This window comes from Pantoea septica (genome assembly GCF_002095575.1).
In the GTDB taxonomy this organism is placed as follows: domain Bacteria; phylum Pseudomonadota; class Gammaproteobacteria; order Enterobacterales; family Enterobacteriaceae; genus Pantoea; species Pantoea septica.
Genome location: NZ_MLJJ01000032.1, coordinates 20947 through 35249 on the forward strand (window position 1 = coordinate 20947; position 14303 = coordinate 35249).

A 14303-nucleotide genomic window follows, 5' to 3' on the forward strand; every position below is an offset into this window, starting at 1 on the left:
GCAAATCTGTTGACACCGTTCTGACACTTTCGCATAACTATTCGCTTTCTTCTGATAATCGTCAGCCGCCGCGCGCGTCGCGCAGCGGAAAAGTGGAGGTGGGATTTGCAACGAGCACGATGTTATCTGCTTGGCGAACAGGCGGTGGTGCTGGAGCTTGAACCGCCGGTATCGCTGCAAAGCCAGCAGCGCATTTGGGGATTAACGCAGCGCCTGCAACAGTATGAGCAGGTGGCGGAAGTGATTCCAGGCATGAACAATATCACCTTGCTGCTGCGCGACCCGCAGCAGAGCCCGCTGGATGCTATTGAGCGCCTGCAGCGCTGGTGGGAAGAGAGCGAGGAGCTGGAGATCGCGTCGCGTCTGGTCGAAATCCCGGTTATTTACGGCAAGGCTGCCGGTCCGGATCTGCAGGTGGTGGCCGATCACGCGGCTATGACGCCGAAACAGGTGGTAGAACTGCACAGCAGCACTGACTACGTGGTCTATTTTATCGGTTTCCAGCCGGGATTCCCCTACCTTGGCGGGCTCGACAGCCGCCTGCATACGCCGCGCCGCGCGGAGCCGCGCGTCAGCGTGCCTGCCGGTTCCGTCGGCATCGGCGGCAGCCAGACCGGCGTCTATCCGCTTGCCAGCCCCGGCGGCTGGCAGCTGCTCGGCCAGACGCCCGTCGCGCTGTTTAATCCGCGTCAGCAGCCGCCGACGCTGCTGCGTCCCGGCGACAGCGTGCGCTTTGTGCCGCAAAAGGAGGGCATATGTTGAGGATCCTGCGCGCAGGGCTGGCGACCACGCTTCAGGACAGCGGCCGTATCGGCTGGCGGCAATCCGGCATCAGCGTCGGCGGAGTGCTCGATCTGACTGCGATGCGCACCGCCAACCTGCTGGTCGGCAACGCGCCAGACAGCGCGGTGCTGGAAATCGTACTGGGCCAGTTCAAGGCCGAATTTATGCGCGACGGCTGGTTCGCCCTGACCGGCGCCGCCTGCAATGCCGAGCTGGACGATAAACCGGTCTGGACCGGCTGGCGGCTGCCGGTGAAAAAAGGGCAGGTGCTGACGCTCTCCATGCCGCTGCACGGCATGCGCAGCTATCTGGCGATCCACGGCGGCTTCGACGTCGCGCCGATGCTCGGCTCTGTCAGCACCGATCTGAAAGCGGGCTTCGGGGGCTGGGAAGGGCGCAAGCTGGAAGACGGTGACCGTTTGCCGCTCGGCAACCCGACGCAGCACTTTACGCGCAAAGCGGGCGTCCGCCAGCTGCTGTGGGGCAACCGCATCCGCGCGCTGCCGGGGCCGGAATATCATGAGTTCAGTCGCGAGGCGCAGCAGGCCTTCTGGCGCACTCCCTGGATGCTTAGTCCGCAGAGCAACCGCATGGGCTACCGTTTGCAGGGACCGGAGCTAAAGCGCGAATCCGCGCGCGAGCTGCTGTCGCACGGTCTGGTGCCCGGCGTAGTGCAGGTGCCGCCGAACGGTCAGCCGATCGTGCTGATGGCCGACGCGCAGACCACCGGCGGCTATCCGCGAATCGCCTGCGTAATCGACGCCGATCTCTATCAGCTGGCGCAGATCCGTCTGGGCGAGCCGATTCACTTTATACAGTGTTCGCTGCCGGTCGCGATGCAGGCCCGTATGCATCAGCGGCGCGCGCTGGAGCATATGGCATGGGGACTTGCTAATGAAAATTGATTTGAACACCGATCTCGGCGAAGGCGGCGACAGCGATCGCGCGCTGCTGCAGCTGGTCAGCTCGGCCAATATCGCCTGCGGCTTTCACGCCGGCGACGCGCAGACCATGCTGCAGTCGGTGCGCTGGGCGAAAGAATTCGGCGTAGCGATCGGCGCGCATCCCAGCTTCCCGGATCGCGAGAACTTCGGCCGCACCGCCATGCAGCTGCCGCCGGAAACGGTCTACGCGCAGATGATCTATCAGATCGGCGCGCTGAAAAGCCTGGCGGAGAGCGAAGGCGAGCGGCTGGCGCACGTTAAGCCGCACGGCATGCTCTATAACCAGGCCGCCGTCGAGGCGCCGCTGGCGGACGCCATCGCGCGCGCCGTCAAGGCGATCGACGCGGATCTGATCCTGGTCGGGCTGGCGGGCAGCGAGTCGATACGCGCCGCCGCGCGCCACGGGCTGCGCACGCGCGAAGAGGTGTTCGCCGATCGCGGCTACCTCAGCAGCGGCGCGCTGGTGCCGCGCAGCCAGCCGGGCGCGATGATTGAAGAAGAGGCGCGCGCTATGCAGCAGACGCTGACCATGGTGAAAGAGGGAAGGGTAAAAAGCGTCAGCGGCGAGTGGGTCGCCGTTAACGCGCAGACCGTTTGCCTGCACGGCGACGGCGCGCATGCGCTGCTGTTTGCAGAGCGCCTGCGCGACCTCTTCGCCGCCGAGCAGATTGCCGTCGCCAGCACGTGAATTTTCATTTTTTTGCCCGGCCTCACCGCCGGGCTTTTTTAACATAAGGGTAAACATGGATAACGTGATAAACCTCTGGCCGCTTCTGGGCATTGCGGCAATCGTCGTCGGCTTTTTGCTGCGCTTCAATCCGGTGCTGGTGGTGATTGTCGCCGGCTTCGTCACCGGCTTTGCCGCGCTGATGCCGCTGGGCGATATTCTGGAAAAACTGGGCGCGGGCTTTCTCAATACGCGCAATCTGCCGCTGATCCTGCTGCTGCCGCTGGCAGTCATCGGCCTGCTGGAGCGACACGGCCTGAAAGAGCGCGCGCAGACCTGGATCGCGCAGATCAAAACCGCCACCGCCGGGCGTCTGCTGATCGTCTATCTCTTCGTGCGCGAGGTGACGGCGGCGCTCGGCCTGACCAGCCTTGGCGGTCATCCGCAGATGGTGCGTCCGCTGCTGGCCCCGATGGCGGAAGGCGCGACCGAAAACCGCTATGGCGAAGTATCGCCGGAGGTGCGGCATCGTCTGCGCGCCATGTCGGCGGCGACGGATAACGTCGGGCTTTTCTTCGGCGAAGATATTTTTGTCGCCTTCGGCGCGATCATCTTTATGCACAACTTTATGCTGGAGTCGGCCAATATTCAGACCGAGCCGCTGCATATCGCCGTCTGGGGCATCCCTACCGCCGTCGCAGCCTTTCTTATCCACTCGGCGCGCCTGGTGCGGCTCGATCGTCGGCTGGCGCGCGAACTGCAGGCGCTCAACGGCGAAGCGCTGAAAGCGAAAGGAGGTCGCTAATGTTTCAACAACAGTATCTGATGTGGCTGGCCGGCCTGATTCTGCTGGTGGTCGCCGTTCTTTCCTGGCGCGATGCGCATAATCCGCGCCGCTTCACCACCGGTCTGTTCTGGGCGCTCTACGGCCTGATTTTTCTGGTCGGCGACTGGACCACGCAGCTGATGAGCACGCTCTTCGGCACCGCGGAGTTGGGCACGCGCTATCTGCATATCGGCGTCGGCGTGCTGGTGGTGGCGATGGCGCTGATCGCCGGCTGCGGCGGCGTGCGCCTCGGACGCTACCATCAGCGCAGCGACGAGGAGAAACAGGTCAGCGCCCGCCGCCTCGGCAACCGGCTTTTCCTGCCCGCGCTGGCGATTCCGGTGGTGACGGTCATCGGCGTGCTCGCCTTTAACCATATTCCCGGCCTGCAGGAAGCGGTATTCGGGGCTGGCAATCATGCGACGCTGGTGACCCTCTTCTCCATGATGATCGGCTGTCTGCTTGGCTGGCTGATTGCGCTGAAGATGACGCACGAGAAGCCGGTGCAGTCGATGCAGGAGACGCGTCGCCTGCTGGATGCCATCGGCTGGGCCTTTATCCTGCCGCAAATTCTCGCCACGCTTGGCCTGCTGTTCACCAGCGCCGGCGTCGGCAGCGCCATTTCCCATCTCACGGAGAATTATCTGGCGGTCGATAACCGCTTTGTCGCCGTCACGGTCTACGCCGTCGGCATGGCGCTGCTGACCATGGTGATGGGCAACGCCTTCGCCGCGTTCCCGATTATTACCGCCGGCGTCGGCATTCCGATTCTGGTGCTGCAGCATCATGGCGATCCCGCCGTGATGGCGGCGATCGGCATGTTCTCGGGCTACTGCGGCACGCTGATGACGCCCATGGCGGCCAACTTCAATATTGTGCCCGCCGCGCTGCTGGAACTGCCGGATCGCAACGCGGTGATCAAGGCTCAGGTGCCGACCGGTGTGCTACTGTTAATCGTTAACGTGTTTCTGCTCTATTTCCTGATGTTCCGGTGAGGTCAGTATGAAGACGGTATTAGTGACGGCGTTCGAGCCCTTCGGCGGCGAAACGATCAATCCCTCCTGGGAAGCGGTGCGCGCGCTGGAAGGCAAAGCGATCGGCGGCGCGCGCATTGTGGCGCGTCAGCTGCCGGTGGTCTTTAGCGACGTGCTTGGCGTGCTCTATGCCGCCATGGATGAAGTCGAGCCCGATTTGATTCTCTCGGTCGGCCAGGCGGGCGGGCGCAGCGATATCACCGTCGAGCGCATCGGCATTAACGTTGACGACGCGCGCATCGCCGATAACGCGGGGCAGCAGCCGGTGGATGAGCCGATCGTGACGGACGGCCCGGCGGGCTATTTCTCCACGCTGCCGATTAAGGCGATTGTCGCCGCGGTGCGCGCGGCCGGGATCCCTGCGTCGGTGTCGCAAACCGCCGGCACTTTTACCTGCAATCGCGTGATGTACGGTCTGCTGCACCGGCTGCACACGCAGGGCAACCGCGTGCGCGGCGGCTTCGTGCATATTCCCTATCTGCCGGAGCAGGCGGCGCAGCACCCCGGCGCGCCGAGCATGGCGCGCGATCACGTGATGCAGGCGCTGGAGATTGCGATCCGCGTCTCGCTGGAGACGGAAACGGACCTGAAAGTCGGCGGCGGCGCCACGCACTAAGAGGACGAATATGCCAGAAGGACCGGAGATCCGCCGCGCGGCGGATCAGCTTGAAGAAGCCATTGTCGGCAAGCCGTTGACGGAAGTCTGGTTTGCCTTTCCTGAACTCAAAACCTACGAGCCCGCGCTGCTGGGCGAGCAGGTCAACGCCATCGAGACGCGCGGCAAAGCGCTGCTGACGCACTTTTCCAACGGCCTGACGCTCTACAGCCATAATCAGCTGTACGGCGTCTGGCGCGTAGTGGAGAGCGGTACGGTGCCGGAAACCAAACGTCAGCTGCGCGTGCGGCTGGCGGTCGCCGATCGCGCCATTTTGCTCTACAGCGCCTCCGATATCGAACTGTTGAACGCCGAGTCGCTGGCCGCGCATCCGTTTTTAAATCGCGTGGGTCCCGACGTGCTCGATGCGCAGCTTGACGTGGCGACGGTGCGCGAGCGGCTGCTGTCGCCGCGCTTTCGCCGCCGTCAGTTCAGCGGGCTGCTGCTCGATCAGGCGTTTCTGGCTGGATTAGGCAACTATCTGCGCGTCGAAATCCTCTGGCAGGCGGGTCTGCTGGCGCAGCATCGCGCGCAGGATTTGACCGATGAGCAGCTTGACGTGCTCAGCGAGGCGCTGCTGGCGATCCCGCGTCACTCTTATCGCATGCGCGGCACCATGAAGAAGTACCACCACGGCGCGGCGTTTCGCTTTGAGGTATTTCATCGGCAGGGCAAGAAGTGCCGTCGCTGCGGCGAGGTTATTCAGAAGGGAACGCTGTCGTCGCGGCCGTTTTACTGGTGTCCGGGCTGCCAGCACTAAGATAAAAGTGCGCGCAATTTATCCTTACAGGCGGATTAAAAGCTTAAGGAGTGGGTAACCGGACCCGAGGAGCAAAGCGTCGCGCACCAGGGACAAAAACGCCGGGAGCGTTTTTGAACAACGCAACGCGTTGGCCCGTTTACGGGCGCACCTCAGGGATGAGGTGCGTTATCGTGCGCGCCGAGCTGGCATGGATGCCGTTTGTTGCGTCTTTGCGATCGGGTCCGGTTACCCGCGACCGGCACCTGTCCTTCAGACGATGTGTTTCAGCATCTATAAAAAAAGCGGAGATTTCTCTCCGCTCACAGTCTGATATATCGAGCCGACACGGGTAACCTAGCCCGATCGCAACGTCGCTTTACGCATCCCTGCGCGCTCGTCCCACGCCATCCCTGGCGTGGGACGCTCTGCTCCTCGGTCTATGTTACCCGCTCTGCAGGCTTCTGTGCGGCCTGAAGCAGAGACCGCTGCGGTTATTTCTTCAGCGCAGAGTTAAACTCACGCTCGGTATAGCCGGTATAGAGCTGACGCGGACGCGCAATTTTCATGCCTTCGTCATGCATCTCTTTCCAGTGGGCGATCCAGCCGACGGTACGCGCCATGGCGAAGATCACGGTAAACATCGAAGACGGAATACCCATCGCTTTCAGAATAATGCCGGAGTAGAAATCGACGTTCGGATAGAGCTTACGCTCGATAAAGTAGGGATCGTTCAGCGCGATATGCTCTAGCTCCATCGCTACTTCCAGCAGGTCATCCTTCATGCCCAGCTCGTTCAACACTTCGTGACAGGTCTCGCGCATCACGGTGGCGCGCGGGTCGTAGTTTTTGTAAACGCGGTGACCGAAGCCCATCAGGCGGAAAGAGTCGTTTTTGTCTTTCGCGCGGCGCACAAACTCCGGAATATGCTCAACGGTGCTGATCTCTTCCAGCATACGCAGGGTGGCTTCGTTTGCGCCGCCGTGCGCCGGTCCCCACAGCGAGGCGATGCCCGCGGCGATACAGGCGAACGGGTTGGCGCCGGACGAGCCTGCGGTGCGCACGGTAGAAGTAGAGGCGTTCTGCTCATGGTCGGCGTGCAGGATCAGAATACGGTCCATCGCGCGCTCCAGCACCGGGTTTACCTTGTACTCTTCGCAAGGGGTGGCGAACATCATATGCAGGAAGTTGCCGGCGTAGGAGAGATCGTTGCGCGGATAAACGAAAGGCTGACCGATAGAATATTTGTAACACATCGCCGCCATGGTCGGCATCTTCGACAGCAGACGGAACGCGGCGATTTCACGGTGACGCTCGTTGTTCACATCCAGCGAATCGTGATAGAAGGCAGCCAGCGCGCCGGTCACGCCGCACATCACCGCCATTGGGTGGGAGTCGCGACGGAAGCCGTGGAACAGACGGGTAATCTGCTCGTGGATCATGGTATGACGGGTTACGGTCTCGCGGAACTCTTCAAACTGCTTCTGCGTAGGCGCTTCGCCGTTCAGCAGGATATAGCACACTTCCAGATAGTTAGAGTGGGTCGCCAACTGATCGATAGGGAAGCCGCGATGCAGCAGAATGCCTTCATCGCCGTCGATAAAGGTGATTTTGGATTCGCAGGACGCTGTAGAGGTGAAACCCGGGTCAAAGGTGAAAAGGCCGCTGGAGCCCAGGGCGCGGACATCAACCACATCCTGCCCAAGTGTGCCTTGCAGCACGTCCAGCTCAAGAGCCGTGTCATCTTGTAGGGTTAGCGTCACTTTTTTATCTGTCATTTTCGTCTCCATAGCGCCTTATGTAAGTATGGATCTTAGACACCTGAAAAGCGGTCATGTTGCGGTCGCCATTAACTTCACAATAACACTCTGCGGTAACAACGCGGGTGCAGGGTACAGAGTGAGAGGCGTGTTCCGGCAGGGAACGTGGCAGTCATGAAATTCTGCATATCGCGGTTGTTAAAGATCCGGTCTGGACATAACTTTCTGGTAATCAACAACCTGTTGTTTTAGGGTGCTCATGACCAGAATGTTACATAACTTGTGCTTAGGGGAAAGTGTATCCCCATAACTTTTGTGCATCACTGGGGTTTGATGCCCTAGTTTGTAACTGAATTGTTGAACTTTTGTCAAATCAGATAATTAAATTTGTATTAAATGTGAAATTCGTGAGTCTGATCACTGTTTCACGCAAATGTACCCAAAGAGATTGTAGGGTAATTGTAATAAGAATGTGATCGTCCTATACTGCCGCCAGGTCTCCGGAAACCCCCTGACACCAGGAGCCACCCAGCGTTTCTACCGCGTCAATTAACACTGGATGTTGCTGATTTGGTGACGGTTAAAGTCTGAACACACCTGTGATTCGACTCCGCCTCAGGGACCGGAGGAAGCAAAATAAAAAAGAGCTGTGTGGGCAAAACCGTGAAAAAACAAAGACCTGTCAACTTGGATCTCTCGACGATCCGGTTTCCCGTTACTGCAATATCGTCCATTCTCCACCGCGTTTCCGGCGTCATAACCTTTGTGGCTCTCGGTATCCTGCTCTGGTTGCTGGGCACTTCTCTCTCTTCCCCGGAAGGTTTCCAGCACGCTGCCGCCATTATGGATAGCTTCTTCGTGAAGTTTATTCTGTGGGGCATCCTTACCGCGCTGGCATTCCACACGGTGGGCGGGATTCGTCATATGTTGATGGACTTTGGTTACCTCGCTGAGACGCTGGCTATCGGCCGCCAATCCGCCTGGGTCACCTTTGGCATTACTGTCGTGCTTTCAATCCTGGCAGGAGTTCTCGTATGGTAAGCAATGCATCCGCGTTAGGCCGCAGCGGCATTCAGGACTGGCTGCTGCTGCGCGCTTCGGCAATCCTCATTACGCTCTACATTCTCTACATTGTGGGCTTTATCGCCCTGACCGACACGCTGACCTATGATGTCTGGCGCGGCTTCTTCGCCTCGTCATTCACCAAGGTGTTCACTCTGCTGACGCTGTTCTCGATTCTGATCCACGGCTGGATCGGCATGTGGCAAGTGCTGACCGACTACGTAAAAGGTCTGGCTGTGCGTCTGATTCTGCAGTTTGCGATTGTGATCGCGCTGTTGTCGTATGCAATTTATGGAACTGTTGTGGTGTGGGGTGTGTAAATGAATTTGCCAGTCAGAGAATTTGATGCCGTGGTGATCGGCGCAGGCGGCGCGGGAATGCGCGCCGCACTGCAAATCTCCCAGTCGGGCCAGAGCTGCGCCCTGCTGTCGAAAGTTTTCCCGACCCGTTCCCACACCGTGTCTGCGCAGGGCGGCATCACCGTCGCGCTCGGCAACACCCATGAAGACAACTGGGAATGGCATATGTACGACACCGTCAAAGGGTCCGACTATATCGGCGACCAGGACGCGATCGAATATATGTGTAAAACCGGCCCGGAAGCGATTCTGGAACTGGAACATATGGGCCTGCCGTTCTCCCGTCTGGAAGATGGCCGCGTTTATCAGCGTCCGTTCGGCGGCCAGTCGAAAAACTTCGGCGGCGAGCAGGCGGCACGCACCGCGGCGGCGGCGGACCGTACCGGTCACGCGCTGCTGCATACGCTTTATCAGCAGAACCTGAAAAACAAAACCACCATCTTCTCCGAATGGTATGCGCTCGATCTGGTAAAAAATCAGGACGGCGCCATCGTCGGCTGTACGGCGATCTGCATTGAAACCGGCGAAACCGTCTACTTCAAAGCCAAAGCGACCATTCTGGCGACCGGCGGCGCCGGCCGTATCTATCAGTCGACCACCAATGCCCATATCAATACCGGCGACGGCGTCGGCATGGCGCTGCGCGCAGGCGTGCCGGTGCAGGATATGGAAATGTGGCAGTTCCACCCGACCGGCATCGCCGGCGCAGGCGTGCTGGTGACCGAAGGGTGCCGCGGCGAAGGCGGCTACCTGCTTAACAAACACGGCGAGCGCTTTATGGAGCGTTACGCGCCGAACGCCAAAGATCTGGCGGGCCGCGACGTGGTTGCGCGCTCCATGATGATCGAAATCCGCGAAGGCCGCGGCTGCGACGGCCCGTGGGGCCCGCACATCAAGCTGAAGCTCGATCACCTGGGCGCCGAAGTGCTGGAGTCGCGACTGCCGGGCATCCTCGAGCTGTCGCGCACCTTTGCGCACGCCGATCCGATCAAAGAGCCGATTCCGGTGATCCCGACCTGTCACTATATGATGGGCGGCATTCCGACCAAAGTGACCGGCCAGGCGCTGCGCGTCAACGCGCAGGGCGAAGATGAAGTGATTCCCGGCCTGTTCGCCGTCGGCGAAATCGCCTGCGTCTCAGTGCACGGCGCCAACCGTCTCGGCGGCAACTCGCTGCTGGACCTGGTGGTGTTCGGCCGCGCGGCCGGCGTGCATCTGATGGAGTGCATCGAACAGCAGGGCCCGCTGCGCGACGCCACGCAGGAGGAGATTGATGCCGCCATGGCGCGCTTCAACCGCTGGGAAAACAACACGACCGGCGAAGACCCGGTGGAAATCCGCAAAGCGCTGCAGCGCTGCATGCAGAACAACTTCTCAGTATTCCGCGAAGGCGACGCGATGAAGCAGGGTCTGGAAGAGCTGAAACAGATTCGCGAGCGTCTGAAATCAGCCCGTCTGGATGACCGTTCACCGGACTTCAATACCCAGCGTATTGAGTGCCTGGAGCTGGATAACCTGATGGAAACGGCTTACGCCACGGCGGTTGCGGCGAACTTCCGCACCGAAAGCCGCGGCGCGCACAGTCGATTCGACTTCCCGGATCGCGATGATGAAAACTGGTTGTGCCACAGTCTCTACGTCCCCGAAACCGAGAGCATGACGCGCCGCGAGGTGAACATGCAGCCGAAACTGCGCGCGGCCTTCCCGCCGAAAGTGCGTACCTATTAATAGCGGAGACGATCATGAAACTCGAGTTTTCAATTTATCGCTACAATCCTGAAGTCGACGCCGCGCCGCGCATGCAGGATTACACGCTGGAATCGGAAGACGGCCGCGACATGATGCTGCTGGACGCGCTCATCCGGCTGAAAGAGAAAGATCAGACGCTGGCGTTTCGTCGCTCCTGCCGCGAAGGCGTGTGCGGCTCCGACGGCCTCAATATGAACGGCAAAAACGGCCTGGCGTGCATCACGCCGGTATCGGCGCTGGGCAACGGCACGAAGAAGATCGTCATTCGTCCGCTGCCGGGCCTGCCGGTGGTTCGCGACCTGGTCGTGGATATGGGGCAATTCTACGCGCAGTATGAGAAGATTAAGCCTTACCTGTTGAATAACGGGGAGAATCCGCCGGCGCGCGAACACCTGCAGTCGCCTGCCGAGCGCGAGCATCTGGATGGTTTGTATGAGTGTATTCTCTGCGCCTGCTGCTCAACTTCCTGTCCGTCGTTCTGGTGGAATCCGGACAAGTTCGTCGGGCCTGCTGGCCTGCTGGCCGCGTATCGCTTCCTGATCGACAGCCGCGACACCGAAACTGAAGCGCGTCTGGACAATCTGAACGACGCTTTCAGCGTTTTCCGCTGTCACAGCATTATGAACTGTGTGAGCGTGTGTCCGAAAGGGCTGAACCCGACGCGCGCCATCGGCCATATCAAGTCGATGCTGCTGCAGCGGGGCGCGTAAAACAGTATCCGTCCGGGAACCTCAGGTTCCCGGCGTTTTACGGAAGCCTTGCTAAGCGCGGCGACGCTACGCTTAGCAAGGTTCCCTTACGGGCAGGGCGCGTGTGAGCGCACAGGCTCGTATCGCTGAACTCACTACGGCAAACCGCGAAAGCGGCAACAAATGAAACCTCAAAAAAGCATAGTAATGCTTAAGGGATCACAATGCAGAACAGCGCGATGAAGCCCTGGCTGGACTCCTCCTGGCTGGCCGGCGCGAACCAGTCTTACATAGAGCAACTCTATGAGGATTTCCTGACCGATCCGGACTCTGTCGATGCAGTGTGGCGCACGATGTTCCAACAGCTGCCGGGCACCGGCGTGAAACCTGAACAGTTTCACTCCACCACGCGCGAATACTTTCGTCGCCTGGCGAAAGATGCATCTCGTTACACCTCTACCGTCTCCGATCCGGCCGCCAATTCAAAGCAGGTTAAAGTCCTGCAGCTGATTAACGCCTTCCGTTTTCGCGGCCATCAGCATGCGAACCTCGACCCGCTTGGCCTGTGGAAGCAGGATCGCGTCGCTGACCTCGATCCCGCTTTTCACGATCTGACCGACGCCGATTTTCAGGAAAGCTTTAACGTAGGCTCTTTCGCCATCGGCAAAGAGACCATGAAGCTGGCTGACCTCTTCGACGCGCTGCAGCAGACCTATTGCGGCTCAATCGGTGCAGAGTACATGCACATCAACAACACCGAAGAGAAGCGCTGGATCCAGCAGCGTCTGGAGTCGGTGGCGGGCCGCGCCGCTTTTAGCAGCGAAGAGAAAAAAGGTTTTCTGAAAGAGCTGACCGCGGCAGAGGGGCTGGAAAAATACCTCGGCGCGAAATTCCCGGGCGCGAAACGCTTCTCGCTTGAGGGCGGCGACGCGCTGATCCCGATGCTGCGCGAAATGATCCGTCACGCCGGCAAGAGCGGCACGCGCGAAGTGGTGCTGGGTATGGCGCACCGCGGTCGCCTGAACGTGCTGATCAACGTGCTGGGCAAAAAGCCGCAGGATCTCTTCGACGAGTTCGCCGGCAAGCATAAAGATCACCTCGGCACCGGCGACGTGAAGTACCACATGGGCTTCTCGTCCGACGTCGAAACCGAAGGCGGCCTGGTGCATCTGGCGCTGGCGTTCAACCCGTCGCATCTGGAGATCGTCAGCCCGGTCGTCATGGGCTCGGTGCGCGCGCGTCTCGATCGCCTCGATTCGCCGGGCAGCAATCAGGTTCTGCCGATCACCATCCACGGCGACGCCGCGGTTATCGGGCAGGGCGTGGTGCAGGAAACCCTGAACATGTCGCAGGCGCGCGGCTACGAAGTCGGCGGCACGGTGCGCATCGTCATCAACAACCAGGTGGGCTTTACCACCTCCAACCCGCGCGACGCCCGTTCGACGCCGTACTGTACCGATATCGGTAAAATGGTGCTGGCGCCGATCTTCCACGTCAACGCGGACGATCCGGAAGCGGTGGCGTTTGTCACGCGTCTGGCGCTCGACTATCGCAATACCTTCAAGCGCGACGTCTTTATCGATCTGGTTTGCTACCGTCGTCACGGCCATAACGAAGCTGACGAGCCGAGCGCGACCCAGCCGCTGATGTATCAGAAGATTAAAAAGCATCCGACGCCGCGTAAGCTTTATGCCGATCGCCTGGCGGAGGAAGGCTCCGCCAGCGCGGAAGATGCGACCGAGATGGTCAATCTCTATCGCGACGCGCTGGACGCGGGCGAATGCGTGGTAGCCGAATGGCGCCCCATGAGCCTGCACTCCTTTACCTGGTCGCCTTACCTCAACCATGAGTGGGACGAGAGCTACCCGGCCACCGTCGAACCGAAACGTCTGCAGGAGCTGGCGCGCCGCATCAGCCAAATCCCTGACGCGGTCGAAGTGCAGGCGCGCGTGGCGAAAATCTACAACGACCGTAAAGAGATGGCCGAAGGCAACAAGCCCTTCGACTGGGGCGGCGCCGAGAATCTGGCCTACGCCACGCTGGTGGATGAGGGCATTCCGGTGCGCCTTTCCGGCGAAGACTCCGGCCGCGGCACCTTCTTCCACCGTCATGCGGTGATCCATAACCAGGCGAACGGCTCGACCTACACGCCGCTGCACCATATCCATAATGGACAGGGTCAGTTCAAGGTATGGGATTCCGTGCTGTCGGAAGAGGCGGTGCTGGCGTTCGAATATGGCTACGCCACCGCAGAGCCGCGCACCCTGACCATCTGGGAAGCGCAGTTCGGCGACTTCGCCAACGGCGCGCAGGTGGTGATCGACCAGTTCATCAGCTCCGGCGAGCAGAAGTGGGGACGCATGTGCGGCCTGGTGATGCTGCTGCCGCACGGCTACGAAGGCCAGGGCCCGGAACACTCTTCCGCGCGTCTGGAGCGTTACCTGCAACTCTGCGCCGAGCAGAACATGCAGGTGTGCGTGCCCTCCACGCCGGCGCAGGTTTACCACATGCTGCGTCGTCAGGCGCTGCGCGGTATGCGCCGTCCGCTGATCGTCATGTCGCCGAAATCGCTGCTGCGTCATCCGCTGGCAATCTCGTCGCTGGACGAGCTGGCTAACGGCAGCTTCCAGCCCGCCATCGGCGAAATCGACGCGCTCGATCCGCAGCAGGTGAAACGCGTGGTGCTCTGCTCCGGCAAGGTCTACTACGATCTGCTTGAGCAGCGCCGCAAAAACGAGCAGACCGATGTCGCCATCGTACGCATTGAGCAGCTCTATCCGTTCCCGCATAAAGCGGTGCAGGAAGCGTTAAAAGATTATGCCCATGTGCAGGATTTCGTCTGGTGTCAGGAAGAGCCGCTGAATCAGGGCGCATGGTATTGTAGCCAGCATCACTTCCGCGAAGTGGTTCCGTTTGGCGCTTCGCTGCGCTATGCGGGCCGTCCGGCCTCTGCTTCGCCGGCCGTGGGCTATATGTCCGTACATCAACAACAGCAGCAAGACCTGGTTAATGACGCGCTGAACCTTGGTTAATTTA

Annotated in this window: 13 protein-coding genes; 12 read left to right on the plus strand and 1 reads right to left on the minus strand. The window is 60.3% G+C overall.

Annotated elements, in window-relative coordinates; genetic code table 11:
* Positions 1-105: 105 nt before the first annotated feature.
* From pxpB to nei, 7 genes are read left to right on the plus strand one after another with little or no spacing between them, the layout of a single operon-like run.
* Positions 106-762 (plus strand): 5-oxoprolinase subunit PxpB, encoded by a 657-nt coding sequence (pxpB, locus tag HA46_RS15955; RefSeq protein WP_033788956.1) that lies wholly within the window; start codon positions 106-108, stop codon positions 760-762.
* On the plus strand, positions 756-1688 hold the full coding sequence (gene pxpC, locus HA46_RS15960) for a 5-oxoprolinase subunit PxpC (protein ID WP_084885346.1): 933 nt from the start codon (positions 756-758) through the stop codon (positions 1686-1688). The genes pxpB and pxpC overlap by 7 nt, the downstream gene beginning before the upstream one ends.
* Complete coding sequence (gene pxpA / locus HA46_RS15965; RefSeq protein ID WP_084885348.1) at positions 1678-2415, plus strand: 5-oxoprolinase subunit PxpA; 738 nt, start codon at positions 1678-1680, stop codon at positions 2413-2415. Before pxpC ends, pxpA begins: the two co-directional genes overlap by 11 nt.
* A 55-nt stretch (positions 2416-2470) precedes the next feature.
* Positions 2471-3199, plus strand: coding sequence for a DUF969 domain-containing protein (locus HA46_RS15970; protein WP_033788961.1), 729 nt, complete (start codon positions 2471-2473; stop codon positions 3197-3199).
* Positions 3199-4215: a DUF979 domain-containing protein gene (locus HA46_RS15975; RefSeq protein WP_033788963.1), complete on the plus strand. Its 1017-nt coding sequence runs from the start codon at positions 3199-3201 to the stop codon at positions 4213-4215. Before HA46_RS15970 ends, HA46_RS15975 begins: the two co-directional genes overlap by 1 nt.
* 7 nt (positions 4216-4222) lie before the next feature.
* A complete protein-coding gene (pcp, locus tag HA46_RS15980; RefSeq protein ID WP_084885351.1) occupies positions 4223-4870 on the plus strand; it encodes a pyroglutamyl-peptidase I in 648 nt (215 codons plus the stop codon).
* Between the two features lie 10 nt (positions 4871-4880).
* Positions 4881-5669: an endonuclease VIII gene (nei, locus tag HA46_RS15985; protein ID WP_033788965.1), complete on the plus strand. Its 789-nt coding sequence runs from the start codon at positions 4881-4883 to the stop codon at positions 5667-5669.
* A gap of 473 nt (positions 5670-6142) precedes the next feature.
* Here nei and HA46_RS15995 read toward each other — a convergent pair whose 3' ends face one another.
* Entirely contained in the window at positions 6143-7426 is a 1284-nt protein-coding gene (locus HA46_RS15995; protein ID WP_033788966.1) for a citrate synthase, read from the minus strand.
* Positions 7427-8059: 633 nt separating this feature from the next.
* Here HA46_RS15995 and sdhC point away from each other — a divergent pair.
* From sdhC to sucA, 5 genes are all read left to right on the plus strand, one after another.
* Positions 8060-8449 (plus strand): succinate dehydrogenase cytochrome b556 subunit, encoded by a 390-nt coding sequence (gene sdhC / locus HA46_RS16000; RefSeq protein ID WP_033751718.1) that lies wholly within the window; start codon positions 8060-8062, stop codon positions 8447-8449.
* Positions 8443-8790: a succinate dehydrogenase membrane anchor subunit gene (sdhD, locus tag HA46_RS16005; protein WP_033788967.1), complete on the plus strand. Its 348-nt coding sequence runs from the start codon at positions 8443-8445 to the stop codon at positions 8788-8790. The genes sdhC and sdhD overlap by 7 nt, the downstream gene beginning before the upstream one ends.
* Positions 8791-10557: a succinate dehydrogenase flavoprotein subunit gene (gene sdhA / locus HA46_RS16010; protein ID WP_084885356.1), complete on the plus strand. Its 1767-nt coding sequence runs from the start codon at positions 8791-8793 to the stop codon at positions 10555-10557.
* Positions 10558-10571: 14 nt separating this feature from the next.
* Positions 10572-11288, plus strand: a complete 717-nt coding sequence (locus HA46_RS16015; protein WP_084885358.1) for a succinate dehydrogenase iron-sulfur subunit — start codon at positions 10572-10574, stop codon at positions 11286-11288.
* 203 nt (positions 11289-11491) lie between these two features.
* Positions 11492-14299 (plus strand): 2-oxoglutarate dehydrogenase E1 component, encoded by a 2808-nt coding sequence (sucA, locus tag HA46_RS16020; protein WP_033788971.1) that lies wholly within the window; start codon positions 11492-11494, stop codon positions 14297-14299.
* The last annotated feature ends 4 nt before the right edge of the window (positions 14300-14303 follow it).